The sequence below is a fragment of the Serratia ureilytica genome (genome assembly GCF_017309605.1).
In the GTDB taxonomy this organism is placed as follows: Bacteria; Pseudomonadota; Gammaproteobacteria; order Enterobacterales; family Enterobacteriaceae; genus Serratia; species Serratia ureilytica.
In genome coordinates, this window is the sequence record NZ_CP071320.1 from 234,866 (window position 1) to 260,280 (window position 25,415).

Sequence of the window (25,415 nt, forward strand, 5' to 3'; positions counted from 1 at the left end):
TGCGCAACGCGGCACACATAACAGCGGCAAGCCTGCTTTATTTCTTATCCAGAGGCCTTCGGCCGACTTTCAGGAGTGATAATGCAGGTCTTACACGTATGTTCTGAAATGTTCCCCCTGCTGAAAACGGGCGGACTCGCAGACGTGGTTGGCGCGCTGCCGGCGGCGCAAATCGCCGAAGGCGCCGATGTTCGGGTACTATTGCCCGCTTTCCCTGACGTACGCAACGGCATACCCGACACCGTGCTGGTGGCGGAGATAGACTCGTTCGCCGGCCGTGTCGGCCTGCGTTACGGCACCTACCATGGCGTGGGCATTTACCTGATCGATGCGCCCTGGCTGTATGACCGGCCGGGCAGCCCATACCACGATCAGTCCATGTACGCCTACCCCGACAACCACCGGCGCTTTGCGCTGCTGGGCTGGATGGCCTGCGAGCTGGCCAAGGGGCTGGATCGCTACTGGCGCCCGCAGCTGGTGCATGCCCACGACTGGCATGCCGGCCTGAGCTGCGCCTATCTGGCCGCCAACGGTCACCCGGCGCGTTCGGTGTTCACCGTGCACAACCTGGCCTATCAGGGCCTGTTCTCCGCCCATCACGTGACCGAGCTGTGGCTGCCGGCGTCGTTTTACGATGTCTATGGCCTGGAGTTCTACGGCCAGATGTCGTTCCTCAAGGCCGGGCTGTTTTATGCCGACCACGTGACCGCCGTCAGCCCGACCTATGCGCGCGAGATCACCCGGCCGGAGTTTGGCTACGGCATGGAGGGGCTGCTGCAGGAGCGGCAGCGGCAAGGCAGGTTGAGCGGCATCCTCAACGGCGTGGACGACAAGATTTGGGATCCGGCCCACGACCCGCGGCTGAGCGCCCGCTACGACGCCGACGATCTGAAAAGCAAGGTCAAAAACAAGCTGCATCTGCAAAAGGCCATGGGGCTGAAGGTGGACGAATCGCTGCCGGTGTTCGCGGTGGTGAGCCGATTGACCAGCCAGAAAGGCCTCGATCTGGTGCTGCAGGCGTTGCCCGAATTGCTGGCGCAGGGCGGGCAGTTGGCGCTGCTGGGCGCCGGCGACGCGGTGCTGCAGCAGGCGTTTCTGGCCGCCGCCGCCGACTACCCTGAGCAGGTCGGCGTGCAGATCGGTTATCACGAATCCTTCTCCCACCGCATCATCGGCGGCGCCGACGTCATTCTGGTGCCGAGCCGCTTCGAGCCCTGCGGCCTGACGCAGCTCTACGGCCTGAAATACGGCACGCTGCCGCTGGTGCGCCGCACCGGCGGACTGGCGGACACGGTCGTGGACTGCGCGCTGGAGAACCTGGCCGACGGCACCGCCAGCGGATTCGTGTTCGACGATTGCGACGCTGTCGCGCTGGGCAACGCCATCCGCCGCGCCATGGTGCTGTGGAGCCGGCCGAAACACTGGCGCCACGTTCAGCGCCACGCCATGAGCGTGGACTTCGGCTGGCCGGTGGCGGCGAAAGAGTATTTATCGCTTTATCAACGCTTGTAGTCCGCGATTCGCGTCTCGGGTTGACGCGCGGCGGGCAACCGTAAGGGTAGATTGTCGGGGCGCAGCGTACCGCGCCCATGTTCAGCGGGGCCAGCTATTCCGCGGCGGATGGCTGGGCTCCCCATTAGGGATTAAAAGCCATGACTTCACCGTTTAGTTACACCTCACCTACGGTCAGTGTGGAAGCGCTGAAACATTCCATTGCCTATAAGCTGATGTTTATCGTCGGCAAGGATCCGGCGATCGCCAACCGTCACGACTGGCTCAACGCCGTCCTGTTCGCGGTGCGCGATCGCATGGTGGAGCGCTGGCTGCGCTCCAACCGCGCCCAGCTGTCTCAAGACGTGCGGCAGGTGTATTACCTGTCGATGGAGTTTCTGATCGGCCGCACGTTGTCGAACGCGCTGCTGTCGATGGGCATTTATCAGGACATCGACAACGCGTTGAACGAGATGGGGCTGAACCTGGCGGAGCTGCTGGAGGAAGAGAACGACCCCGGGCTCGGCAACGGCGGTCTGGGCCGGCTGGCGGCCTGCTTCCTCGACTCGCTGGCGACGCTGGCGCTGCCGGGGCGCGGCTATGGCATTCGCTATGAGTACGGCATGTTCAAGCAGAACATCGTCAACGGCCAACAGATGGAATCGCCGGACTACTGGCTGGAGTACGGCAATCCGTGGGAGTTTCCGCGCCATAACACCCGCTACAAGGTGCGCTTCGGCGGCCGCGTGCAGCAGGAGGGGGCCAAGGCCCGCTGGCTGGAGACCGAAGAAATCGTGGCCATCGCCTACGATCAGGTGATCCCCGGTTTCGACACCGACGCCACCAACACGCTGCGGTTGTGGGGCGCGCAGGCCAGTAACGAGATCAACCTCGGCAAGTTCAATCAGGGCGATTACTTCGCGGCGGTGGAAGATAAAAACCATTCGGAGAACGTGTCGCGCGTGCTCTATCCGGACGATTCGACCTCCTCCGGGCGTGAATTGCGCTTGCGACAAGAGTATTTCCTGGTGTCGGCCACGGTACAGGATATTCTCAATCGCCATTGGCTGATGCACAAAACCTTCGACAACCTGGCGGACAAGATCGCCATTCACCTCAACGACACTCACCCGGTGTTGTCGATTCCGGAGCTGATGCACCGGCTGATCGACGAGCACAAGTTCAAGTGGCTCGACGCCTGGGAAGTGGTGGAGCAGGTATTCTCCTACACTAACCACACGCTGATGAGTGAGGCGCTGGAGACCTGGCCGGTGGACATGCTCGGCCGCATCCTGCCGCGCCATCTGCAGCTGATTTTCGAGATCAACGATCACTTCCTCAAAATGGTGCAGGAGGTGGCGCCGGGCGACAACGATCTGCTGGCGCGGGTCTCGATCATCGACGAAACCAACGGCCGTCGGGTGCGCATGGCGTGGCTGGCGGTGGTGGCCAGCCACAAGGTCAACGGCGTTTCCGCTCTGCATTCCGAACTGATGGTGCAGTCGCTGTTCGCCGACTTCGCCCGGCTGTTCCCGACTCGTTTCTGCAACAAAACCAACGGGGTGACGCCGCGTCGTTGGCTGGCGCTGGCCAACCCGCCGTTGGCGGCGGTGCTGGACGACTGCATCGGCCAAACCTGGCGCACCGATCTCAGCCAGCTGAGCGAGATCAAGGCCAACATCGATTACCCGAGCTTCCTGCAGGCGGTGCAGCGCGCCAAGCGGCAGAACAAGGAGCGGCTGGCGCTGTACATCGCCAAAACGCTCAACGTGGTGGTTAACCCGGATGCGCTGTTCGACGTGCAGATCAAACGCATCCACGAGTACAAACGGCAGTTGCTCAACGTGTTGCACGTCATCACGCTGTATAACCGTTTGCTGGCCGACCCTGATATCGAGCGCGTGCCGCGGGTGGTGATCTTCGCCGGCAAGGCGGCCTCGGCCTACTATGCCGCCAAGCAGATCATCCGCCTGATCAACGACGTGGCCAAAGTGATCAACAACGATCCGCGCGTGCATACCCAGTTGAAGGTGGTGTTCATTCCGAACTACGGCGTCAGCCTGGCGCAGATCATCATCCCGGCGGCGGATCTGTCGGAACAGATCTCGCTGGCGGGCACCGAAGCCTCGGGCACCAGCAATATGAAGTTCGCGCTGAACGGCGCGCTGACCATCGGCACGTTGGACGGCGCCAACGTCGAGATGCGCGAGCACGTGGGGGAGGAGAACATCTTTATCTTCGGCAATACCGCCGAGCAGGTCGAGGAACTGCGCCGCAACGGTTACAACCCGCGACAGTACTACGAGCAAGACCCAGAGCTGCATCAGGCGCTGACGCAGATCGCCACCGGCATGTTCAGCCCTGAGGAGCCGAAGCGCTATGGCAATTTGTTCGACTCGCTGGTGAACCTCGGCGACCACTATCAGCTGTTGGCGGATTACCGCAGCTATGTGGACACGCAGGACAAGGTGGACGAGGTGTATCTCAATCAGGACGAGTGGACGCGGCGCGCGGTGCTGAATATCGCCAATATGGGTTACTTCTCATCCGATCGCACCATTCAGGAATATGCGGATGAAATTTGGCACATTAAGCCGGTGAAGCTGTAAAGCGGACAGAAAAAAAGCAAAGGGCCGGATAACCGGCCCTTTTTCGTTACGCTGCGGCTCAGGAAGCCAGCGACAGCGCTTTCGTTTTCGCGTGTTCCGCCAGCCAGGCTTTCACGCGCGCCTGCTGCGCTTCGTCCAGCCACATGCCCAGCTTGGTGCGGCGCCAGATAGCGTCGTCCAGCTCCACGACCCACTCTTTCTCGGTCAGGTAGCGCAGTTCGGCTTCATACAGACCGTGGCCGAAATCTTCGCCCAGATCGGCGAGGCCGTTGGCGCCGGCCAGGATCAGCTCGCTCTGGCTGCCGTAGGTGCGGGCATAGCGGCGCGCCAGGGCTTCCGGCAGCCAGCCGTGCGCACGGCGCAGTTTGGCCGCGTAACCGTCGCGGTCGCCGTCGATGTCACCGCCCGGCAGCGTGGCGTTTTTGGTCCACGCCGGGCCGCAGCCTGGGTAGTAGTGGGCCAGTTTTTCCATCGCATGTTCGGCCAGCTTGCGGTAGGTGGTCAGCTTGCCGCCGAAGACCGACAGCAGCGGCGCCTTGCCTTGCTCGTCGTGCACGTCCAGCGTGTAATCGCGGGTGATCGCCTGCGGTGAATCGGATTCGTCGTCGCACAGCGGACGCACGCCGGAGTAAGTCCAGACGATGTCGTCGCGGCCCAGCTGCTTCTTGAAGTGATCGTTGTACACTTTCAGCAGATAAGCGATTTCGTTCTCGTCGATCTTCACGTCTTTCGGATCGCCTTTGTACTCCACGTCGGTGGTGCCGATGATGGAGAACTCGTCATTCCACGGGATCACGAACACGATGCGGTGGTCTTCGTTCTGCAGAATGTAAGACTGCGGCTGATCGTGCACGCGCGGCACCACGATGTGGCTGCCTTTGATCAGACGGATGCCGTAAGGCGATTTCAGCTTCAGGCCGTCGTCGAAGAAGTTTTTCACCCACGGGCCGGTGGCGTTCACCAGGCCTTTGGCGCGCCAGGTGAAGGTTTTGCCGCTGTCGATATCGACCGCTTCCACCATCCACAGGCCGTTTTCGCGCCATGCGCGGGTCACTTTGGTGCGGGTGCGCACTTCGCCGCCGCGTTTTTCCACTTCCTGCGCGTTCAGCACCACCAGGCGAGCATCGTCGACCCAGCAGTCGGAATATTCGAAACCGCGCTTCAGTTCAGGCTTCAGCACCGATTCTGGTCCAAAGCGCAACCCCTTGCTGCCCGGCAGGCTGGTGCGTTTGCCCAGGTGATCGTACAGGAACAGGCCGATACGGATCATCCAGGCCGGACGCAGGTGCGGCTGGTGCGGCAGGCGGAAACGCATCGGGAACGCGATGTGCGGCGCCAGTTTCAGCAGCACTTCACGTTCGGCCAGCGCTTCGCTCACCAGACGGAATTCGTAGTGTTCCAGGTAGCGCAGGCCACCGTGGATCAGTTTGGAACTGGCGGAAGACGTAGCACAGGCCAAGTCTTGCGCTTCCAGTAGCAGTACCGACAGCCCGCGCCCGGCAGCATCCGCCGCGATGCCGGCACCGTTGATGCCGCCACCGATAACGATCAAGTCTTTGGTTTCCACGTCATCTTCCTCCAGATGTTCGAAATGGCTCTTTCATGTTCGTTTTCGCTCATGATTGTAATCAAAAACCAACAAGCAAGCCAAGACTTAACCAAACAAAAACATTTAGGCGTGATAGAGGTAACAGTTTGGTGATGATAGTCACACAAGTAGCATGGATATGGCGCGGGCGCGCAAACGGCTGTCGGTGAGGGGGTTAAAGGGATGAAACGGGGCGGCGGCGCGCCCCGCAGGTTAAGGCCGAATCAGCACAGCTCCAGCTGCACGTCGTACTGTTCGATGATTTTCATCACGCTCGGCGGCGGCAGCTGGTCGGTAAACAGGTAGTCGATCAGGTTCATGTTGCCCAGGTTGACCATGGCGTTGCGGCCGAATTTGGAGTGGTCGGTCACCAGCATCACGCAGCGGGAATTTTCGATAATCGCGCGTTTGGTGCGCACTTCGTGATAGTCGAATTCGAGCAGTGAGCCGTCCATATCGATGCCGCTGATGCCGAGAATGCCGTAATCGAGACGGAATTGGGAGATGAAGTCCAGGGTGGCTTCGCCCATGATGCCGCCGTCGCGGGTGCGCACTTCGCCGCCGGCCAGGATCAGGCGGAAGTCTTCCTTGGCGGTCAGCAGGGTGGCGACGTTAAGGTTGTTGGTGACCACGCGCAGGTTCTTGTGGTTCATCAGCGCATGGGCCACCGCCTCCGGCGTGGTGCCGATATCGATGAACAGCGTGGCGCCGTCCGGGATCTGGCTGGCGACGCGCTGCGCGATGCGGGCTTTCTCTTCCGACCACATCACCTTGCGATCGTTATAGGCAGCGTTGACCGAGCTGGAAGGCAGCGCCGCGCCGCCGTGGTGACGCTGGATCTTGTTCTGGTCGGCCAGGTCATTCAAATCGCGGCGAATCGTTTGCGGGCTGACGTCAAAATGCTCGACCAGCTCTTCCGTGCTGACGTAACCCTGCAGGCGCACCAGCTCGATAATTGCGTCATGACGCTGTGTTTGCTTCACGATAATCCCCTAAAACGCCCGCTATGCCCGCTGGGCATAGCTCCCGGCTGTTATTGTTCGTTGTGTGCGCGATGACGCGTATCCCAAAATGCCATCAATAACCCTAACACTAAACCGGCTACGTGTGCCGCGTTGGCGATCGACATTCCTAAAATATCGAAATATCCGGCCACCAGCCACAGCACCGAGAACACCATCAGGCCGCGCGGCAGCATCAGGCCGCGCTCCGGCGCCCGTTCGCCCGACAGCCAGACATAGCCCATCAGCGCATAGACCACGCCTGACAGCCCGCCGAACAGCGCGCCGCTGAACAGCGATTGCGCCCAGCCGCTGAAGAACGCCGACACCACCGCCAGCACGAACAGCTTGCCGGCGCCGAGGCGTTTTTCCATCTGGCCGCCGAGATACCACCACCACATCAGGTTAAACAGGATATGCAGCAGGGAGAAATGCAGGAACGCATGGCTGATCCAGCGCCACAGCTGGGTGTATTGGCTGCTGTCCTGCGGCCAGGAGAGCCAGTACATCACGGTATCGTCACCGAGCGCCTGCATCAGAATATAGACTGCGATGCACAGCACCATCACGCCGAGCGTCAGCGGCCCGGCTTTGCTGCGCAGGGTGTGCAGGTAGGACTCGCTCTGATAGTGCAGGCCGGCGTCGGTATGGCCGGTCTGCCAGCTGGCGGCCTGATAACGGCGGTTGAGCGGATCGACCAGAAACTGCTGCAGCTCGTGTTGCACCTGCTCGAGATGACCTTCGTCGGCCAGCCAGATTTCCGCCGCCTCGCCGCTGTTGCGCAGCTCAAGCCGGATGCCCTGGGTCGCCATATAGTCGACAAAGGCCAGCGCCAGGCGCGGGTTGGATACGGCGATTACTCTAACCATTGCTCTTCCGTCGTAAGTGAATGATTTTGGCCGCCGCTTGCGCGCCGGCGACCCTGACGGCCGATTATAACGTCGAAATCCTGAGCGCTGGCAAACGGATCTGCGAAAAACCCGCGAAAACGCGCATAAAAACGAAGGGGAAGCCCGCCGACGCACGGCGGGCGGCGGGGATCAGGCAGAGGTTTCCACGTCTTGCGGATACTGACGGGCCCAGGCCTCGAAGCCGCCGTCGATGCTGTAGACCGCGTCGAACCCCTGGTGCAGCAGGTATTGCGCCGCGCTGCGGCTGCTGTTGCCGTGGTAGCACATCACCATCACCGGCCGCTCGAAGTCGTTTTGTTGCATAAAGGCCGACAGGGTGGCGTTGGTGAGGTGAAAGGCGCCCGGCGTATGCCCGGCTTCAAAACTTTGCGGATCGCGGATGTCGACCAGGGCGGCGCTGCCCTCTTTCCAGCGGGTGTAAGCCTGTTCAACGTTGATCGCTTCGAACTGTTCCATACTGCTGACTGCCTCATTATTGGGGGACGCCGCTATTGTAACCAACTCTGCGGCGTTTAAGACCAGAGCAAGGTTGTGGTTTTCTCACACCAGCAGCACTTCCACCCCTTGTTGACGCAGTTGCTCAACGATCGCCGAATCGGCGGCGCGGCCGGTGATCACCATGGCGATTTGCTCGGTGCGGCTGAACAGCATGCCGGCGCGTTGGCCGACTTTGCTGCTGTCGACCAGCACCACCAGTTTACCGACGTAGTTGAGCATCTTCTGTTCCGCCATCGCGGTCAGCATATCGGTTTTATACAGGCCGTCAGCGGTGAGGCCGATACCGCTGGTGAACATCCAGTGCCCGGCGTACAGGGTGGCGTCGCCGTCCTGGGGCGCCAGAGTAATCGACTGGGTTTTGTTGTACTGGCCTCCCATGATCACCACGCTGTCGTGTTCCTGCTCGATCAGGTAATTGGCCAGTGGCAGATAATTGGTGATCACCTGAACCGGCTTGCCGCAAATTTCACGGCCCAACAGAAATGCGGTGGAGCCGCAATTGATCACCACGCTTTCACCCGGCTGACAGAGCTGTGCCGCAGCCGCCGCAATACGCATTTTTTCGTCCAGATGCTGGGTTTGGTGGATATTGAGCGGCGTCCAGGCCGGGCGCGGAGTTTGTGTGGCTTCGGCGCCGTTGCGCACTTTGCGCAATTTGCCGATTTCATTCAGTTTGTTGATGTCCCGGCGCGCTGTAGCCGGAGAGATATCAAACGCCGCGATGACGTCCGCCACGGAGATTTGCCCCTTGCGCTGCAAGAGATCGAGAATGGCGTTGTGGCGTTGGGACTCTGTCATGCGGGCTCCGTCGGAGAGAGAAAACGTCGTTGCCTATGATTATATGCGCGCCGTTTGACGATTTGAATCATTCCCGTTCAAAAGCGCGCATCCGTATGCAACACCGGTTGATTACAAGAAAGACTTGAAGGGCAGATCGGGTTCGAGGGTGAAGCAATCATCGAAACCGCGCGGGTAGTGGTACTCCAGATTGTCTTTATCCTGCGGCCAGATGAACTTGCCGCCAACCTGCCAGATAAACGGTTTAAAACCGTATTTGAGCCGGTCTTTCTTCATTTCCCACAGCACGCGAATTTCTTGCGGATCCGCCTGGAAATTCGACCATATGTCATGGTGGAAGGGGATAACGACCTTGGCGTTCAGCGATTCCGCCATGCGCAAGATGTCGGCGCTGGTCATCTTGTCGGTAATGCCGCGCGGGTTCTCGCCGTAGGAACCGAGGGCGACATCGATCTGATGATCGTTGCCGTGCTTGGCGTAATAGTTGGAGTAGTGGGAATCGCCGCTGTGATAAAGGTTGCCGCCCGGCGTTTTGAACAGGTAGTTGACCGCCCGCAGGTCCATGCCGTCCGGCAGAACGCCCGCTGCTTTTTGTTCCACCGGCAGTGTGATGAGCGCCGTGCGATCGAAGGCGTCCAGCGCATGAATTTCAATGTCTTTGATTTTTATCACGTCGCCAGGTTTGACGGTGATGCAGCGCTCAGGCGGCACACCCCAACCAATCCAGATATCCACGCAGCTTTGCGGCCCGATAAACGGAACGGTGGCGGCGCAATTTTGCAACACCGCCGCGGCGACGTTCACATCGATGTGATCGTTGTGGTCGTGCGTGGCCAAGACGGCGTCGAGCTGGGTAATCGCGAAGGGATCCAGTACGAATGGGGTCGTGCGCAGGTTAGGCTGTAGCTTGCGCACCCCCGCCATTCGCTGCATTTGGTGGCCGGTTTTCATCAGTGGGTTGCCGTGGCTTTGCTTGCCGGTACCGCACCAAAAGTCGACGCACAGATTGGCGCTTTCTTCGGATTTGAGCCAGATACCGGTACAGCCCAGCCACCACATGGCGAAGGTGCCGGGCGCAACTTTCTCCTGCTCTATCTCTTCGTTCAGCCAGGTGCCCCATTCGGGAAAGGTGTTCAATATCCAGGATTCGCGGGTGATGTCGTTGACTTTACTCATGGGTCGTTCCTCGTTGGCGGTGATAATGCAATCACAAATAATCATTTAAAGATTTTATGTGATTTGTTTTGATCGAATCTAGCACCGTTTTTTTCAACTGACAACGATCGAAATACACGTTAACACCGCCGGATTTACGTGCTGCGCCATCCTTTTATCTCCTTTTTGTTTGATTAACTGCTATTAAATTCAATGAGTAATAAAATGTAAGCCGTCTAATTCATTGAATGTTAGTGGAATTGATTTTTAACTTGCGAGGTTGTTCACAAATAATCATTTATGATCTTTTTGTGATTTCTTGTGATTGGTATGGTGAAGGCGTTACCTGCATGCCAACCTTTTCGGGAGAGCCGTATGGAAACTCTTTACACCATCTTCACCGTCTTTTTTAACCAGGTGATGACCAATGCGCCGCTGCTGTTGGGGCTGGTTACGCTGCTGGGTTACACGTTGCTGCGCAAAAGCGCGGCGGTCATTATCAAAGGCACGATCAAAACCATTATCGGTTTCATGTTGCTGCAAGCCGGTTCCGGCATCCTGACCGGCACGTTCAAACCGGTGGTGGCGAAGCTGTCCGAGGTGTACGGCATCAACGGGGCGATTTCAGATACCTATGCCTCGATGATGGCCACCATCGATCGGATGGGGGAGGCCTATAGCTGGGTCGGCTACGCGGTCTTGCTGGCGCTGGCGCTGAACATACTCTACGTGTTGTTGAGGCGCATTACCGGCATCCGCACCATCATGCTTACCGGCCATATCATGTTTCAGCAGGTGGGGTTGATCGCGGTATTTTTCTACATTCTGGGCTACGGCATGTGGACAACGGTATTGTGCAGCGCGCTGTTGGCTTCACTGTATTGGGGCATCACGTCCAACATGATGTTCAAACCGACGCAGGCGGTGACGGAAAACAGCGGTTTCTCCATTGGGCACCAACAGCAGTTCGCTTCGTGGCTGGCGTATAAGGCAGCGCCGTATCTCGGTAAAAAAGAGGACAGCGTGGAAGATCTGAAGCTGCCTGGGTGGCTGAACATTTTCCATGACAACATCGTTTCCACCGCCATCGTGATGACGCTGTTCTTCGGCATCATTCTTTGCTCGTTCGGCTTGGATACCCTGCAGGCGATGGCCGGTAAAACCCACTGGAGCATCTATATCCTGCAAACCGGGCTGATGTTCGCGGTGGCGATTTTCATCATCGTGCAGGGCGTGCGCATGTTCGTCGCCGAATTGACCGAGGCCTTCAATGGGATTTCCCAACGCCTGATCCCCGGTGCGGTACTGGCCATCGACTGCGCCGCCATCTATAGCTTCGCGCCCAACGCCGTGGTGTGGGGCTTTATGTGGGGCACCATCGGCCAATTGATCGCCGTCGGCATCCTCCTGGCGTGCGGCGCTTCCATCATGATCATCCCCGGTTTCATTCCCATGTTCTTCTCTAACGCCACCATCGGCGTGTTCGCTAACCACTTTGGCGGCTGGCGCGCGGCGATGAAGATCTGCCTGGTGATGGGGATGATAGAGATCTTGGGCTGCGTGTGGGCCATCAAGCTGACCGGGCTGAGCGCCTGGATGGGAATGGCGGACTGGTCGATTCTGGCGCCGCCGCTGATGCAAGGGCTGAGCTTCGGCCTGTGGTTTATGGGCGTGGTGATCGCCATCGCGCTGCTGTACATGTTCTTCGCCGGGCGCACCCTGCGCGCGGAGGAAGATGCTGAAAAACAATCGGTTGAACCAGCGTCACGTTAATAGGAGTGCAGATTATGACGGTACGAATCCTGGCGGTGTGCGGTTGCGGACAAGGCAGTTCCATGATCATGAAAATGAAAGTCGACCAATTTTTAACGCAGCAAGGCGTGGATCATTCGGTCAACAGCTGTGCGGTGGGGGAATACAAATCCGAGTTGAGCGGGGCTGACATCATCATCGCTTCCACCCATGTCGCGGATGAGATCGTCGTCAGCGGCAACAAATACGTGGTCGGGGTGCGCAATATGCTCTCGGCGGCCGACTTTGGTCCGAAGCTGATGGAAGTCATCGGCGCGCATTTTCCGCAAGATTTGAAGCAGTGAGGAGCGAGTCATGAAGCTGAGCGATTCGTTGGCGCAGAACAACGCTATTCACCTGCAGGCGGAGGCTGCCGACTGGCGTCAGGCGGTGCGGCTGGGGGTCGATCTGCTGGTGGCCGCCGGCGTGGTGGAGCCTCGCTATTTCGACGCCATTCTGGCCGGCGTCGAACGGCACGGCCCTTACTTCGTGTTGGCGCCCGGCCTGGCGATGCCGCATGGTCGGCCGGAGGAAGGGGTGCTGAAAACCGGCTTCGCCTTGGTCACCTTGAAAACGCCGGTGTGCTTCGGCGATGAGGACAACGATCCGATAGATATCTTGATCACCATGGCGGCGGTGGACGCCAAAACGCATCAGGAGGTGGGCATCATGCAAGTGGTTAACCTGTTCGAAGATGAGGCGAACTTCGATCGCTTGCGGGCCTGTCGCCGGGCGAGCGAGGTACTGGCGTTAATCGACAAAACGTCCGCGGCGGCGGCGAATTGAAGGAGACATGCAATGAAAACGCATTTACCGATGCTGCAAGTGGCGCTGGATAACCTGTCCATGGCCGCGGCTTACAATACGACGCGCCTGATCGCGGCCGAAGTCGACATCATTGAGGTCGGCACTATTTTGTGCGTGGCGGAAGGCGTACGGGCCGTGCGCGATCTGAAAGCGCTGTATCCGGATCGCATCGTGTTGGCGGACGCGAAAATCGCCGATGCGGGGCAAATTTTGGCGCGGATGTGCTTCGAGGCACACGCCGACTGGATCACGGTGATCTGCTGCGCTGACATCAATACGGCCAAGGGCGCGCTGCAGGTGGCGCATGAGTTCGGTGGCGACGTGCAGATCGAACTGACGGGATTTTGGACCTGGGAACAGGCGCAGGCGTGGCGTGAGGCGGGTATTGGTCAGGTGGTGTATCACCGCAGCCGTGACGCGCAGGCGGCGGGCGTCGCCTGGAGCGATGACGATATCCGCGCGGTTCATCGCCTGAGCGAGATGGGTTTCAAGGTGACGGTTACCGGCGGATTGTCATTGGCGGATTTGCCTCTGTTCCGGGGCATTCCCATCCATGTTTTTATCGCCGGGCGCAGCATTCGCGATGCCGCCGATCCGGTCGCGGCGGCGCGGGAATTTAAACGCGTCATCGCCCAACTGTGGGGCTGAGGAGCGGTTATGTTGCAAAAATCCGTACCGTTGGGCATCTACGAGAAGGCGTTGCCGCCGGGCGAGGATTGGCTGACGCGCTTGCAACTGGCGGGGGAGTTGGGATTCGATTTCGTTGAAATGTCGATCGATGAAAGCGACGGCCGTCTGGCGCGGCTGGATTGGAACAGCGAGCAGCGACTGGCGCTGATCGGCGCCGTTGCGGCCAGCGGTGTGCGCGTCCCTTCTTTGTGCCTTAGCGCCCATCGGCGTTTTCCGTTGGGCAGTGAAGACGACAGGACGCGCGAGCGGGGGCTGGAGATCATGCGCAAGGCCATCCGGCTGGCGCAGGATACCGGCATACGGGTGATCCAACTGGCCGGATATGACGTTTATTACCAACAGGCTACTGCGCAGACCCGCGCCCGGTTCCGCGCCGGCTTGGCGCAGGCGGTGGAGATGGCCAGCCGCGCGCAGGTCATGCTGGCGATGGAAATCATGGATTATGCGCTGATGAATTCGATCAGCAAGGCGCTGGGTTATGTCCACTACCTGAATAACCCATGGTTTCAGCTGTACCCGGACATCGGCAATTTGTCTGCCTGGGACAACGATGTGCAGATGGAGCTCGTAGCCGGACGCGGGCATATCGTAGCGGTGCACGTTAAGGATACGCGGCCGGGAGAGTTTAAGAACGTGCCGTTCGGCGAGGGCGTGGTCGATTTCACCCGCTGCTTCGAAACGCTGCTTGCGAGCGGCTATCGCGGCCCCTATCTGCTCGAAATGTGGAGCGAGAAGGCGCCCGACCCGCTGCAGGCGGTGCGGGAGGCGCGTGCCTGGGTGGTTGAACGCATGGCAGAGGCCGGGTTGGAAATAGGGAGCTAACATGCTGGAACAACTGAAATGGCAGGTCTACAAAGCCAATATGGCGCTGCCTGAGCACGGGCTGGTGACCTATACCTGGGGCAATGTCAGCGGCATCGATCGGGCCAGCGATCTGATGGTGATAAAACCCAGCGGCGTGCCTTATGAAACGATGCGGGCGGAAGATATGGTGGTGGTGAATGCGCGAGGGGAGGTTGTTGAGGGGCAACTGCGGCCTTCATCCGATACGCCGACGCATCTGGCGCTGTACCGGGCATTCCCACAACTCGGCGGCGTCGTGCATACGCACTCCACTCACGCCACCGCCTGGGCCCAGGCGGGTGAGGCGATACCGGCGTTTGGCACCACCCATGCCGACTATTTTTCCGGCGACATTCCTTGCACCCGCGCGCTGACGGCGGAAGAGGTGGCGGGGGAATATGAATTGAACACCGGGCAGGTGATTATCGAAACCCTGTGCGGGCGCGAGCCGTTGCACATTCCCGGCATTCTGGCGTATCAGCATGGCCCGTTTAGTTGGGGCTGCTCGCCGGATGAGGCGGTGCATAACGCGGTGGTGCTCGAGGAGGTGGCTAAGATGGCGTGGATCAGCCGGGGCATTAACCCCGGCCTGCGCCGGATCGATGAACACCTGTCGGCGAAACATTTCAGTCGCAAACATGGCGCCGGCGCTTATTACGGCCAGCGCTGACTATCAGGCGCCGTACCCCATCATCTTCAGCAGCTGCTGCGCTTGCTGCACCGCTTCCTGGCGATGGGCCACGCCCAGCTTCTGGTATAGATTGCGGATATGGGTCTTGATGGTGGTGGCCGCTACATCCAACTCACCGGCGATCTGGTCGTTGCTGTAACCGGAATAGATCAACCCCAGCACCTGCCATTCGCGTTGGGTCAACGGACTGGTGCGGATCAGTTCCGGCACCTGCGGATGGGTCAGCAGCTTATCGACGAAGTTCTCGTCGAAATGCGCGAATTTGTGCCGATGATGCTGGTTGATGTCGCGCAGGATGCGCTGGGCGCGATGCTGTTCCAGCTCCGGCAGCGTGTTGAGCTGGATCAGCTGGCGCAGCTGCTGCGCCATCGCTTCGCCTTCGATGACGAAGTGGCTGATAAAGCCGGTGCGGTTGGCCAGCGACAGCGCTTCGATCAGCGCCTGCTGCGCTTCGCCCTTGCGCTCTTGCAGCCAGTAGAGCTGGTTGCTGAGCAGCAGATTGCGGTTGAGATCGCTCACCAGCCGCAGGCGGCGGGCGTTCTCGTTCAGCTCATCCAGCACCACCCCGGCCTCTTCATACTGGCCGAGCAGGATTTGCACCCGCGCGATGTTGCGCCATTGGCCCTGCGTGAAGTGGTTGTCCGCCATGCCGGGCTTTTCGGTGTGGCGCAGCCACTGGGCGGCGGCGGTGATGTCGCCGGTCATCTGCCAGTGGATCACCCGCGACTTGTCGGTGTTGGTCAGCCAGTCGCGATGATAGTGGGCGCCGTGCAGCAGGGTTTCGCAGCGCTGCAGATGGGTATTGGCGTTGTCCAGATCGCCGCGCGCCAGCGAGCATTTGGCCAACATGGCGATGCACTGCAGCTGCTGCTGCGGTTGGTAGTTGGCCAGAATTTTCAGCCCGGCGCGCGCCGCGTCTTCCGCTTCGTCCAAGCGCGACCATGACCACAGGATCTGGGCGCGGATGCGCAGCAGAAATTCGTGCATCGGCAGCTGTTCCAGGTGCTGCTCGCGGATCAGTTCGAACGCCTTATCCTGGGTTTCGTAAGCGGCCTGCAGGAAGCCTTGGGCGATAAGGATTTCGCTCTGCTGCAGCAGCGCCCAGAGCGCGTAATGGTTGGCCTGATGACGACGCGCCATCTGCTCGGTCTGCTGCATCATCGGCAGCGCGCGCGCCAGTTCGCCCTTGCAGTGGTGCACTTCGCCGGTCACCGAGGTGGCGACGATGCGGCTGTAGTAGCTGGACAGCGGCAGGAATTTCAACGCTTCGGTCGCCAGCCGCTCGGCTTCTTCCGGTTTGCCGGCGTTGATCGCCACCTGGGCGCGCAAGGCGTCGAACTCGGCGTGCAGCGTTTGGTCTATCTCGATTTTCTGTTCGCGCATGGTGCGCTCGGCGCGCTCCAGCAGGGTGTTGACCTCGCTGTAACGGTGCTGGCTCTGCGCCAGCCAGGCCTGCAGCAGCGCCAGCTTGGGGTTTTGGATCAGGCGCTCATACGGCAGCGCGTTGAGGCACTCCTCCAGCAAGGCCAGTTCGCTGTGGTGGAACAGCGACCAGGCGTGTTGCAGCAGGATATCGCGCAGCATGCTGACGTCGCTGGCCGCCAGCGCGTGGTGAATGGCCTCCGCCGGATACCCCAGCGCCAGCCAGCCTTCGGCGGCGGCGCGGTGCAGCCCCGGCAGCTCCAGCGCTAGCTCCCACTGGCAACGCTGGCGCAGGAAAGAGGCGAACAGCGGATGGAAGTTGAACCATTCGCCGGTGTCGTCCATGCGGTGGATAAACAGCCCCTGGCGCTCCAGCTCCTCCAGCCGCTGCTGGCCGTTGTCTTCGCCGGTCAGCCGCACGATCAGCGCGTCGTTCATTGAGCGCAGCACCGAACAGCGCAGCAGGAAGGCGCGCGCATCGGCATCGACGTGATCCAGCACTTCGTCCACCAGATAGTCGGACAGGTGACTGGCGTTCAACCCCGCTAGCCGCTTGGCCGACAGTTGAGCGGACGAAGCGGATTGGCGGGCCGACAGCGCGATCAGCTGCAGCGCGGTGGCCCAGCCTTCGACTTCGTCGCACAGGCGGCTGCTGTCCTGCTGTTCCATCGGCGCCGCCAGGCGGCAATCGAAGAACTGTTTGGCTTCCTGATGGGTGAACGCCAGCTGCTGCGTGCCCATTTCCAGCAGCTGATCGCGCACCCGCAGGTTGGCGATGCCGAGCGGCGGCAGGGTGCGCGAGAGCAGGATCAGCGTCAGGTTTTCCGGCTGATGGCGCAGGAAAAAGCGCATGGCTTCGTGAATGGCGTCGTTGGTGATCAGGTGATAGTCGTCGATCACCAGGTACAGCGGCTGATGCCAGTCGGCCAGCTCGATAAACAGCTGGGCGAACAGCGCCGACAGGCTGGCGTACTGGTGCTTCTGGCTCAGCGCTTCGCTCTTGACGCAGCGGCCGCCGCTGGCCTGCTGCAGCGCCGCGATCAGGTAGCTGGCGAAACGCTCCGGCTGGTTGTCGCTCTCATCCAGGGAATACCAGCCCAGATCGGCCTTGCCGGCCGCCCATTGGGCGATCAGCGTGGTTTTCCCGTATCCCGCCGGGCAATTGACCAGTGTCAGACGATAGTTGCCCGCGCTGGCCAGTTTGGCCAGCAGGCGATCGCGGATCACGGTATTTTGCAGCCGTACCGGGCGGCTCAGTTTTGATGGGATCAGCATAGTATTCCAGGATATAAATCGCGGTTCCCGCCGGGATTGGAGTGGCGCTAATTATTTTATGGTTCGTAATTAATAGCTCCCCCTAACTTCTGCCAACCCTAAACGTATTGCAACAAGCTTCCGCATCGGCTTGGAGTTAAGTTGCTATCGATCACACTTTTTTACGTTTGGCGTCGGAGTACGGCGATGCGGTTGCGGATCGCATTTCCGGCCATGGACAAAACTTCAGCAGCGCGAATACTTGTGCTAACGTCATGGTTAACGTTCTCAGTGCTCGCCGCACGCGTTGGCGGGCTTTTTTGCATCGTTGCAAGGGAGTCAAAAAGTGCCTGAGATCACAATTCCAGCTACGCCCCAATCCTCCTCCCCAGCTAATCCCCAGGCGGGATGATGCCGTCAGGCTTTCTCACCGGCACGATAGCGGCAATTTGACCCACTTACTGGATAGAGAGTTTTCCTTATGTCACAGCCTACGCTCAAGAAGGATGCTTTTCTGGCGGCGCTCGCCCGTCAGTGGCAACGGTTCGGCCTCAGTTCCGCGCAGCAAATGACGCAACATCAATGGTGGGAAGCCGTCAGTGCGGCGCTGGCCGAGCAGTTGGCCGCACAGCCGGCGCCGCGCAAAAGCGCCAAACCGCTGCGTCACGTGAACTACATCTCGATGGAGTTTTTGATTGGCCGGTTGACGGCGAACAACCTGATCAACCTGGGCTGGTACGACACCGTCGAGCAGGCGCTGGCCGAGCAGAACGTCAAGCTGGCGGATCTGCTCGAGCAGGAAACCGATCCGGCGTTGGGCAACGGCGGGCTGGGGCGTTTGGCGGCCTGCTTCCTCGACTCGATGGCGACGGTGGAACAACCGGCCACCGGCTATGGGCTGAACTACCAGTACGGGCTGTTCCGCCAGTCGTTCCAGGGTGGGCAACAGCAAGAGGCGCCGGATAACTGGCAACGCGAGAGCTATCCGTGGTTCCGCCACAACGCCGCGTTGGCGGTGGACGTGGGCATCGGCGGCAAGCTGGAGAAGCAGGCCGACGGCCGCGAACTGTGGCGCCCGGCCTTCACCCTGCGCGGCGAAGCCTGGGATCTGCCGGTGCTGGGGTATCGCAACGGCGTGGCGCAGCCGCTGCGTCTGTGGCAGGCGACCCATCAGCATCCGTTCAACCTGGGCGATTTCAACGACGGCAAATTCCTGCAGGCTGAGAAGCAGGGCGTAGAAGCCGATAAGCTGACCAAGGTGCTTTACCCGAACGACAACCATCAGGCCGGCAAACGCCTGCGCCTGATGCAGCAGTATTTCCAGTGCGCCTGCTCGGTGGCGGACATTTTGCGCAAGCACCATCAGGCCGGCCGCAAGATTGAAGAACTGCCGAAGTATGAAGTGATCCAACTGAACGACACCCACCCGACCATCGCCATTCCGGAAATGCTGCGCATTCTGCTGGACGAGCATCAGCTGGAGTGGGAGGCGGCCTGGGCGATCACCAGCAACACCTTCGCCTACACCAACCACACTTTGATGCCGGAAGCGCTGGAGCGCTGGGATGAAAAATTGGTGCGCAGCCTGCTGCCGCGCCATTTCTCCATCATCAAACAGATCAACGCCAGGTTTAAAAAATTGGTGGATAAGCACTGGCCGGGCGACGAGGCGGTGTGGGCCAAGCTGGCGGTGCACCACGACAAGCAGGTGCGCATGGCCAACCTGTGCGTGGTCAGCGGCTTTGCGGTTAACGGCGTGGCGCAGCTGCATTCGGATCTGGTGGTGAAGGATCTGTTCCCTGAATATCACCAGCTGTGGCCGAACAAATTCCATAACGTCACCAACGGCATCACGCCGCGCCGCTGGCTGAAACAGTGCAACCCGGCGCTGTCAGGCCTGATCGACGAGACGCTGAAGGTGGAGTGGGCGGGCGATCTCGACGCGCTGCGCGGGCTGGAGAAATTCGCCGACGACGCGGCGTTCCGCCAGCGTTATCAGCAGATCAAACGCGACAACAAGGTGGCGCTGGCTCATTACGTGCACGGTGTGATGGGGCTGACGCTCGATCCGGACGCGATCTTCGACGTGCAGATCAAACGCCTGCACGAGTACAAACGCCAGCACCTGAACCTGCTGCACATCCTGTCGCTGTATCGCCAGCTGCGCGACAACCCGAACCTGGACATCGTGCCGCGCGTCTTCCTGTTCGGCGCCAAGGCGGCGCCGGGCTACTACCTGGCGAAGAACATCATCTACGCCATCAATCAGGCAGCCGAGAAAATCAATAACGATCCGTTGGTGAAAGATCGCCTGAAAGTGGCGTTCATCCCGGACTACCGCGTGTCGGTGGCCGAACTGATGATCCCGGCGGCGGATATCTCCGAGCAGATCTCCACCGCCGGCAAAGAGGCCTCCGGCACCGGCAACATGAAACTGGCGCTGAACGGCGCGCTGACGGTCGGCACGCTGGACGGCGCCAACGTCGAAATCGCCGAGCAGGTGGGCGAAGACAACATCTTTATCTTCGGCAATACCGTGGAGCAGGTGAAGGCGATAGTGGCGAAGGGCTACGATCCGCTCAGCTACCGCAAGAAGGACAAGCACCTGAAGGCGATTTTGGATGAACTGGCGAGCGGCGCTTTCAGCCATGGCGACAAGCACGCGTTCGACATGATGCTGCACAGCCTGCTGGAAGGCGGCGATCCCTATCTGGTGCTGGCGGACTTTGCCTCGTACTGCCAGGCGCAGCGCCGGGTCGATGAGCTGTATCGCGATCGGGACGAGTGGACGCGGCGGACTATCCTTAACACCGCGCGCGTCGGCATGTTCAGCTCGGATCGCTCGATCCGCGATTACCAGCAGCGCATCTGGCAAGCCAAACGTTAAGGAGAGCGAATGGATCGCAAGCGTATCGATCAGGCGGCAGCGCAGGCGGGGATCGCTGCCGATTTCATCAATGCTCACGGCAAACGGCAGGCGATTGAGCCGCAGACCAAGCGCAAGCTGCTGGCGGCCATGAAGTGGGCCGATGATGCGGTGCAGGATACCGCGCCGCCGCCGTTACCGGCGGTCAAGGTGTTCTATCAGGGTGCGCCGTTGGCGCTGACGCCGACGGGCGAAGGCGAATACCTGTGGGCGCTGCAGCGTGAAGACGGCGAATGCCTGCAGGGGCGCGTCGGCGCGCGCAAGACCCTGACGCTGCCCGGCGAGCTGCCGGCGGGTTACCACCAATTGACGTTGAGCCAGGGCGCACGGCAGTGGTCATGCCGAGTGATCGTCGCGCCGAGGCGCTGCTTCGAGCCGGACGCCTTGTTGACCGGCAAAAAGCTGTGGGGCGCCTGCGTTCAGCTGTATACGCTGCGCTCCGATCGCAACTGGGGCATCGGCGATTTCGGCGATCTGCGCCTGATGGTGGAAGAGGTGGGAGAACGCGGCGGCGCTTTCGTCGGCCTCAACCCGATCCATGCGCTGTACCCCGCCAACCCGGAGAGCGCCAGCCCTTACAGCCCCTCGTCGCGCCGCTGGCTGAACCTGGCGTATATCGACGTCAACGCGGTGGAGGATTTCCAGCGCAGCGACGCGGCGCAGCGCTGGTGGCAGAAGCCGGCGACGCAGAAACAGCTCGCCAAAGCGCGCGCTGCGGAGTGGGTGGATTACACCGCCGTGATGCAGCTGAAACTGGCGGCGCTGAAGCTGGCGTTTCCGGTATTTCAGGCGCGCAAGCCAAACGACGCGCAGCGTCAGGCGTTCGAGCAATTCGTGACGGACGGCGGCGACAGCCTGTACCGGCAGGCGGCCTTCGACGCGCTGCATGCCCATTTGGCGGCGGATGACATCAGCCAGTGGGGCTGGCCGGCCTGGCCCGAACGTTATCGGCAGGGGGATAGCGAAGCGGTGCGGCAGTTCTGCACTGAACACCAGGAAACGGTTCGTTTTTACCTGTGGCTGCAGTGGCTGGCGGCCACCCAGTTCGCGCAGTGTTTTGACCAGAGCAGGCAGCAGCAGATGCCGATCGGCCTGTATCGCGATCTGGCGGTCGGGGTGGCGGAAGGCGGGGCGGAAACCTGGTGTGACCGCGAGCTGTACTGCCTGAAAGCGTCGGTCGGGGCGCCGCCGGATATTCTGGGCCCGCTGGGGCAAAACTGGGGCCTGCCGCCGATGGATCCGCATGTGATGGCGGCGCGCGGGTATCAGCCGTTCATCGATCTTTTGCGCGCCAACATGACCAGCTGCGGCGCGCTGCGTATCGATCACGTCATGGCGCTGCTGCGGCTGTGGTGGATCCCGTATGGCGAAACCGCCGATCGCGGCGCCTACGTCAAATATCCGGTGGACGATCTGCTGGCGGTGCTGGCGCTGGAAAGCCAGCGCCATCGCTGCATGGTGATCGGCGAGGATCTCGGTACGGTGCCGGTGGAAATCGTCGGCAAGCTGCGCGACAGCGGCGTCTATTCCTACAAAGTGCTCTATTTCGAAAGCGACGGCGAACACCATTTCCGCGCGCCGCAGGCCTATCCGGTACAGGCGATGGCGACCATCACCACCCACGATCTGCCGACGCTGCGCGGCTACTGGCAAAGCGACGATCTGACGCTCGGCAACCGGCTGGGTCTCTACCCGGACGCGGAAATCCTGCGGGCGCTGTTCGCCGATCGAGAACGCGCCAAGCAGGGGCTGCTGGATGGATTGCATCGTTATGGCTGCGTGCCGCAGAAGGTGGGCAAGAAGGCGGCGCTGCTCGGCATGAGCCCGCTGCTCAACCGCGGCCTGCAGCGTTATGTCGCCGACAGCGCCAGCGCCTTGCTTGGCCTGCAGCCGGAAGACTGGCTGGACATGGCCGATCCGGTCAACATCCCCGGCACCAGCGATCAGTACCCTAACTGGCGGCGCAAGCTGACCCGGACGTTGGAGGAGATGTTCGCCGACCCGCGGATAAACCGGCTGCTGAAGGATTTGGACAAGCGCCGACGCAAGGTGTCGGTGGGGTGACGATGAGGTGTCGTTGTATTAGGTCAAAGGATGAGAACTTTAGTCCCATCCAAATGACGGATACCCGAATTAATTGGCGTTGCAGCTAGGCGGCAAGTGCGTAAAACCCCAGGAGCTTACTTAAGTAAGTGACTGGGGTGCGCGCATGCGGCCAACAACGCTGCAACTTCAAGTAAGAAGGGTATCAGTAGTAGGAGTGCTCGCCGCGCTGGTGCTCGGTCAAATCACGCACGCCCTTCAGCTCCGGGAACTTCTGCAGCAGCTCTTTCTCGATGCCTTCTTTCAGCGTGACGTCGACCATCGAACAGCCGTTGCAACCGCCGCCGAACTGCAGAATAGCCATGTTGTCGTCGGTGATCTCCATCAGCGTTACGCGGCCGCCGTGGCCCGCCAGCTGTGGGTTGATCTGCGACTGCAGCACGTATTCCACGCGTTCCATCAGCGGCGCGTCGTCATCGACCTTGCGCATCTTGGCGTTCGGCGCCTTCAGCGTCAGCTGAGAACCCAGCTGGTCGGTCACGAAGTCGATTTCGGCGTCTTCCAGATACGGCGCGCTCAGTTCATCGACATAGGCGGACAGTTTGTCGAACTTCAGTTCGGTATCCGTCGCTTCTACCGCGTCCGGCGGGCAATAAGAGACACCGCATTCGGCCGTCGGCGTGCCCGGGTTGATCACGAATACGCGGATTTGGGTGCCTTCTTCTTGATTTGCCAGCAGTTTGGCAAAGTGTTCCTGTGCAGCATCTGTTATACGGATCATAGCATTAGCTCAATAGTTGACTTCTATAGTCGGTTATAATACGCCCATTGCCGTGGCACTACAACGTGCGGCAAACGCACCATATCTGCACCGAGGCGGCGCCTTGCCGCCGCAGCAGCGCCGCGATCTCCGAGACGGTGCTGCCGGTGGTCACCACGTCATCCACCAGGGCGATATGCCGGCCGGCGACCGGCACGGTACAGGCGAACGCGCGCTGCAGATTGCGTCTGCGGGCAGAGGCGCTCAGCCGCTGTTGCAGAGCGGTTTTGCGCACCCGGCGCAAGGCGGCGGGCCGGTAGGCGCAGCCCAGCCAGCGCGCCAGCGGCCGGGCCAGCAGATCGCTCTGGTTATAGCCACGGCGCCAGCAGCGTGTTGCATGCAAGGGTACCGCCAAAATCAGGTCGGGTCTGTTCAGATACTGCTCTCTGCGCGCCTGCTGCCAGCGCAACAGCATCAGGCGCGCCAGCGCCGGCGCCAGCTCGGGCGCGCGGTGGAACTTGAACCTTTTTACCAAGCCGCTGAGCGGCGTCACGTAGTCGCCGACGAACACCAGCCGTTGCCAGGGCGGTGGCCGTTGCAGGCAGCGGCCGCAGGGCGTGCGCGTCTCCCCGGCGGGCAGCCCGCAGCGCGGGCAACACGGCGGTCTGGCCGGCAGGTGACGCAGGCAGCAGCTGCAGAGGCCATGACGCATCAGGCTCAATGGCTGTCGGCATAGCCAACAGCGGCTGCGGATTGATAGCATAGTGTCTCCGAGACGGGTAAGCATGAAAGGACAATAACCAATGACAGCGCTGTACTGGCAAACAATAGGTGAAGGTGAACGCGATCTTGTGCTGCTGCACGGCTGGGGATTGAACGCCGAAGTGTGGAGTTGCATTCAGGCGCGGCTGACGCCGCATTTTCGCCTGCACCTGGTCGATCTGCCGGGGTACGGCCGCAGCCAGGGGTTCGGCGCCCTGTCGCTGGCGCAGATGACGGAAATCGTGCTGGCGGCTGCCCCGCCGCAGGCCTGGTGGCTCGGCTGGTCGCTCGGCGGGCTGGTGGCCAGCCAGGCGGCGCTGATGCAGCCGCAGCGGGTCAGCGGGCTTATCACCGTGGCCTCCTCGCCGTGCTTTGCCGCCCGCGATGAGTGGCCGGGGATCCGTCCGGACGTGCTGAGCGGTTTCCAGCACCAGCTAAGCCTGGATTTCCAGCGCACCGTCGAGCGTTTTCTGGCGCTGCAGACGCTGGGCACCGAGAGCGCGCGTCAGGATGCGCGCCAGCTGAAAGCGGTGGTGCTCAACCAACCGACGCCGAGCGTCGAAGTGTTGAACGGCGGGTTGGAGATCCTGCGCACCGCCGATCTGCGCGCGCCGCTGGCGGAGTTGAATCTGCCGCTGCTGCGGATCTACGGCTATCTGGACGGGCTGGTGCCGCGCAAGGTCGCCGAGCTGCTCGACGCCGCCTGGCCGAACTCCACGTCGCAGATCGTGGCTAAAGCCGCCCATGCGCCGTTTATCTCTCATCCCGATGAATTTGTGACGATGATCGAAGCGTTTATTGCAGCACATTGAATGCAGCGTGAAAACGCACGATAGAGCGCGAAAAAAAACGCTGCCGGGTGGATAAAAGACAAAGCTGTTCAATACTTAGTGAGTCAATGCGTTGGCTGCAAAATGAAAAGACCGCGTGCGGCGATTTTCATTTTGGCGTTTCGTCTCTGGGAAACAGGCCCCGTCAGGGAAAGCAACGAGGCCTGAGGATGTCGCGGCAGCCTGCAGTACTACGCATGGATCCTGGACGGCTTTCATAACAGATAAATTATCCATTGAGAGGTTAGTGTCATGAAATCATTGAAGATGATTATTGCAGCGGCAGTGCTGGGTTCGGTGTCTTTCGGCTCCATGGCGGCAACCCTGCTGACCAAGGAAGATCTGGATAAGAATCCGGGTAAATACGAGAAGATCGGCACCGTGACCACCACGGCGGAAACCACGTCGCCGATGGATGCCAAGGAAGAGCTGTCCAAACTGGCGGACGAAAAGGGCGGTCAATACTACGTGATCCTGGCGGGCCGCGAACACGGTAAATTCAGCGCCATCGCCGAAGTTTACAAAGACAAGCAATAAGCCTTGAA

The 25,415-nt window shown here is 60.6% G+C and carries 21 protein-coding genes; 12 read left to right on the forward strand and 9 right to left on the reverse strand.

The window, feature by feature from the left end; genetic code table 11:
• Positions 1-81 precede the first annotated feature (81 nt).
• Positions 82-1,512, forward strand: a complete 1,431-nt coding sequence (gene glgA / locus J0X03_RS01060; RefSeq protein ID WP_033645308.1) for a glycogen synthase GlgA — start codon at positions 82-84, stop codon at positions 1,510-1,512.
• 140 nt (positions 1,513-1,652) lie between these two features.
• Entirely contained in the window at positions 1,653-4,100 is a 2,448-nt protein-coding gene (gene glgP / locus J0X03_RS01065; RefSeq protein WP_033645307.1) for a glycogen phosphorylase, read from the forward strand.
• A gap of 58 nt (positions 4,101-4,158) precedes the next feature.
• Here glgP and glpD read toward each other — a convergent pair whose 3' ends face one another.
• From glpD to ulaG, 6 genes are all read right to left on the reverse strand, one after another.
• Positions 4,159-5,667, reverse strand: a complete 1,509-nt coding sequence (gene glpD / locus J0X03_RS01070) for a glycerol-3-phosphate dehydrogenase (RefSeq protein ID WP_004930801.1) — start codon at positions 5,665-5,667, stop codon at positions 4,159-4,161.
• A gap of 245 nt (positions 5,668-5,912) precedes the next feature.
• Entirely contained in the window at positions 5,913-6,671 is a 759-nt protein-coding gene (locus J0X03_RS01075; RefSeq protein ID WP_004930797.1) for a DeoR/GlpR family transcriptional regulator, read from the reverse strand.
• Positions 6,672-6,721: 50 nt separating this feature from the next.
• A complete protein-coding gene (gene glpG / locus J0X03_RS01080; protein WP_033651754.1) occupies positions 6,722-7,558 on the reverse strand; it encodes a rhomboid family intramembrane serine protease GlpG in 837 nt (278 codons plus the stop codon).
• A 171-nt stretch (positions 7,559-7,729) separates the two neighbouring features.
• On the reverse strand, positions 7,730-8,056 hold the full coding sequence (gene glpE, locus J0X03_RS01085) for a thiosulfate sulfurtransferase GlpE (protein WP_004930790.1): 327 nt from the start codon (positions 8,054-8,056) through the stop codon (positions 7,730-7,732).
• Positions 8,057-8,140: 84 nt separating this feature from the next.
• Positions 8,141-8,896, reverse strand: coding sequence for an HTH-type transcriptional regulator UlaR (ulaR, locus tag J0X03_RS01090; RefSeq protein WP_033651753.1), 756 nt, complete (start codon positions 8,894-8,896; stop codon positions 8,141-8,143).
• 111 nt (positions 8,897-9,007) lie between these two features.
• Positions 9,008-10,072, reverse strand: a complete 1,065-nt coding sequence (gene ulaG, locus J0X03_RS01095) for an L-ascorbate 6-phosphate lactonase (protein ID WP_033645303.1) — start codon at positions 10,070-10,072, stop codon at positions 9,008-9,010.
• A 354-nt stretch (positions 10,073-10,426) separates the two neighbouring features.
• Here ulaG and ulaA point away from each other — a divergent pair, with 354 nt between their 5' ends.
• Genes ulaA through J0X03_RS01125 form a run of 6 tightly spaced genes read left to right on the forward strand, consistent with a single transcriptional unit; the run spans position 10,427 to position 14,852 of the window.
• Positions 10,427-11,824 carry a PTS ascorbate transporter subunit IIC gene (gene ulaA / locus J0X03_RS01100; protein WP_033645302.1) on the forward strand — a complete coding sequence of 466 codons (1,398 nt, stop codon included), beginning with the start codon at positions 10,427-10,429 and terminating at the stop codon, positions 11,822-11,824.
• Positions 11,825-11,838: 14 nt separating this feature from the next.
• On the forward strand, positions 11,839-12,147 hold the full coding sequence (ulaB, locus tag J0X03_RS01105; protein ID WP_033645301.1) for a PTS ascorbate transporter subunit IIB: 309 nt from the start codon (positions 11,839-11,841) through the stop codon (positions 12,145-12,147).
• A gap of 10 nt (positions 12,148-12,157) precedes the next feature.
• Positions 12,158-12,628, forward strand: a complete 471-nt coding sequence (gene ulaC, locus J0X03_RS01110) for a PTS ascorbate transporter subunit IIA (RefSeq protein ID WP_033645300.1) — start codon at positions 12,158-12,160, stop codon at positions 12,626-12,628.
• A 12-nt stretch (positions 12,629-12,640) separates the two neighbouring features.
• Positions 12,641-13,297, forward strand: a complete 657-nt coding sequence (locus J0X03_RS01115) for a 3-keto-L-gulonate-6-phosphate decarboxylase UlaD (protein ID WP_033645299.1) — start codon at positions 12,641-12,643, stop codon at positions 13,295-13,297.
• A 9-nt stretch (positions 13,298-13,306) separates the two neighbouring features.
• Positions 13,307-14,161 carry an L-ribulose-5-phosphate 3-epimerase gene (locus J0X03_RS01120; RefSeq protein ID WP_033645298.1) on the forward strand — a complete coding sequence of 285 codons (855 nt, stop codon included), beginning with the start codon at positions 13,307-13,309 and terminating at the stop codon, positions 14,159-14,161.
• A 4-nt stretch (positions 14,162-14,165) separates the two neighbouring features.
• Positions 14,166-14,852, forward strand: a complete 687-nt coding sequence (locus J0X03_RS01125) for an L-ribulose-5-phosphate 4-epimerase (protein WP_033651798.1) — start codon at positions 14,166-14,168, stop codon at positions 14,850-14,852.
• Between the two features lie 3 nt (positions 14,853-14,855).
• On the opposite strand, the gene malT is transcribed toward J0X03_RS01125, so the two are convergent.
• The gene (gene malT, locus J0X03_RS01130) at positions 14,856-17,570 is read right to left on the reverse strand and encodes an HTH-type transcriptional regulator MalT (protein ID WP_069100677.1); all 2,715 of its coding nucleotides are present in this window, start codon (positions 17,568-17,570) and stop codon (positions 14,856-14,858) included.
• 460 nt (positions 17,571-18,030) lie between these two features.
• On the opposite strand from malT, the gene malP reads away from it, so the two are divergent.
• Both malP and malQ read left to right on the forward strand, forming a co-directional pair.
• Entirely contained in the window at positions 18,031-20,436 is a 2,406-nt protein-coding gene (malP, locus tag J0X03_RS01135) for a maltodextrin phosphorylase (protein ID WP_096242658.1), read from the forward strand.
• A 9-nt stretch (positions 20,437-20,445) separates the two neighbouring features.
• Entirely contained in the window at positions 20,446-22,539 is a 2,094-nt protein-coding gene (gene malQ / locus J0X03_RS01140; protein WP_089195266.1) for a 4-alpha-glucanotransferase, read from the forward strand.
• Positions 22,540-22,723: 184 nt separating this feature from the next.
• Here malQ and nfuA read toward each other — a convergent pair whose 3' ends face one another.
• Positions 22,724-23,299, reverse strand: a complete 576-nt coding sequence (gene nfuA, locus J0X03_RS01145) for a Fe-S biogenesis protein NfuA (RefSeq protein WP_004930777.1) — start codon at positions 23,297-23,299, stop codon at positions 22,724-22,726.
• Between the two features lie 58 nt (positions 23,300-23,357).
• Positions 23,358-24,041: a DNA utilization protein GntX gene (gene gntX, locus J0X03_RS01150; protein ID WP_069100680.1), complete on the reverse strand. Its 684-nt coding sequence runs from the start codon at positions 24,039-24,041 to the stop codon at positions 23,358-23,360.
• 40 nt (positions 24,042-24,081) lie between these two features.
• Between gntX and bioH the strand changes: the two genes are divergently transcribed.
• Both bioH and J0X03_RS01160 read left to right on the forward strand, forming a co-directional pair.
• Entirely contained in the window at positions 24,082-24,852 is a 771-nt protein-coding gene (gene bioH, locus J0X03_RS01155; RefSeq protein WP_042785508.1) for a pimeloyl-ACP methyl ester esterase BioH, read from the forward strand.
• A 270-nt stretch (positions 24,853-25,122) separates the two neighbouring features.
• Positions 25,123-25,407, forward strand: coding sequence for a YdgH/BhsA/McbA-like domain containing protein (locus tag J0X03_RS01160; RefSeq protein ID WP_004930765.1), 285 nt, complete (start codon positions 25,123-25,125; stop codon positions 25,405-25,407).
• Positions 25,408-25,415 lie beyond the last annotated feature (8 nt).

Excerpts from the sequence above, each read along its gene's own strand:
- gntX (WP_069100680.1), bottom strand. The coding sequence starts at position 24,041 with ATGCTATCAATCCGCAGCCGCTGTTGGCTATGCCGACAGCCATTGAGC.
- ulaC (WP_033645300.1), top strand. The coding sequence starts at position 12,158 with ATGAAGCTGAGCGATTCGTTGGCGCAGAACAACGCTATTCACCTGCAG.
- J0X03_RS01160 (WP_004930765.1), top strand. The coding sequence starts at position 25,123 with ATGAAATCATTGAAGATGATTATTGCAGCGGCAGTGCTGGGTTCGGTG.
- malP (WP_096242658.1), top strand. The coding sequence starts at position 18,031 with ATGTCACAGCCTACGCTCAAGAAGGATGCTTTTCTGGCGGCGCTCGCC.
- J0X03_RS01120 (WP_033645298.1), top strand. The coding sequence starts at position 13,307 with ATGTTGCAAAAATCCGTACCGTTGGGCATCTACGAGAAGGCGTTGCCG.
- glpE (WP_004930790.1), bottom strand. The coding sequence starts at position 8,056 with ATGGAACAGTTCGAAGCGATCAACGTTGAACAGGCTTACACCCGCTGG.
- ulaG (WP_033645303.1), bottom strand. The coding sequence starts at position 10,072 with ATGAGTAAAGTCAACGACATCACCCGCGAATCCTGGATATTGAACACC.
- glgP (WP_033645307.1), top strand. The coding sequence starts at position 1,653 with ATGACTTCACCGTTTAGTTACACCTCACCTACGGTCAGTGTGGAAGCG.
- malQ (WP_089195266.1), top strand. The coding sequence starts at position 20,446 with ATGGATCGCAAGCGTATCGATCAGGCGGCAGCGCAGGCGGGGATCGCT.
- glgA (WP_033645308.1), top strand. The coding sequence starts at position 82 with ATGCAGGTCTTACACGTATGTTCTGAAATGTTCCCCCTGCTGAAAACG.
- glpG (WP_033651754.1), bottom strand. The coding sequence starts at position 7,558 with ATGGTTAGAGTAATCGCCGTATCCAACCCGCGCCTGGCGCTGGCCTTT.
- nfuA (WP_004930777.1), bottom strand. The coding sequence starts at position 23,299 with ATGATCCGTATAACAGATGCTGCACAGGAACACTTTGCCAAACTGCTG.
- ulaB (WP_033645301.1), top strand. The coding sequence starts at position 11,839 with ATGACGGTACGAATCCTGGCGGTGTGCGGTTGCGGACAAGGCAGTTCC.
- malT (WP_069100677.1), bottom strand. The coding sequence starts at position 17,570 with ATGCTGATCCCATCAAAACTGAGCCGCCCGGTACGGCTGCAAAATACC.
- bioH (WP_042785508.1), top strand. The coding sequence starts at position 24,082 with ATGACAGCGCTGTACTGGCAAACAATAGGTGAAGGTGAACGCGATCTT.
- J0X03_RS01115 (WP_033645299.1), top strand. The coding sequence starts at position 12,641 with ATGAAAACGCATTTACCGATGCTGCAAGTGGCGCTGGATAACCTGTCC.
- ulaA (WP_033645302.1), top strand. The coding sequence starts at position 10,427 with ATGGAAACTCTTTACACCATCTTCACCGTCTTTTTTAACCAGGTGATG.
- ulaR (WP_033651753.1), bottom strand. The coding sequence starts at position 8,896 with ATGACAGAGTCCCAACGCCACAACGCCATTCTCGATCTCTTGCAGCGC.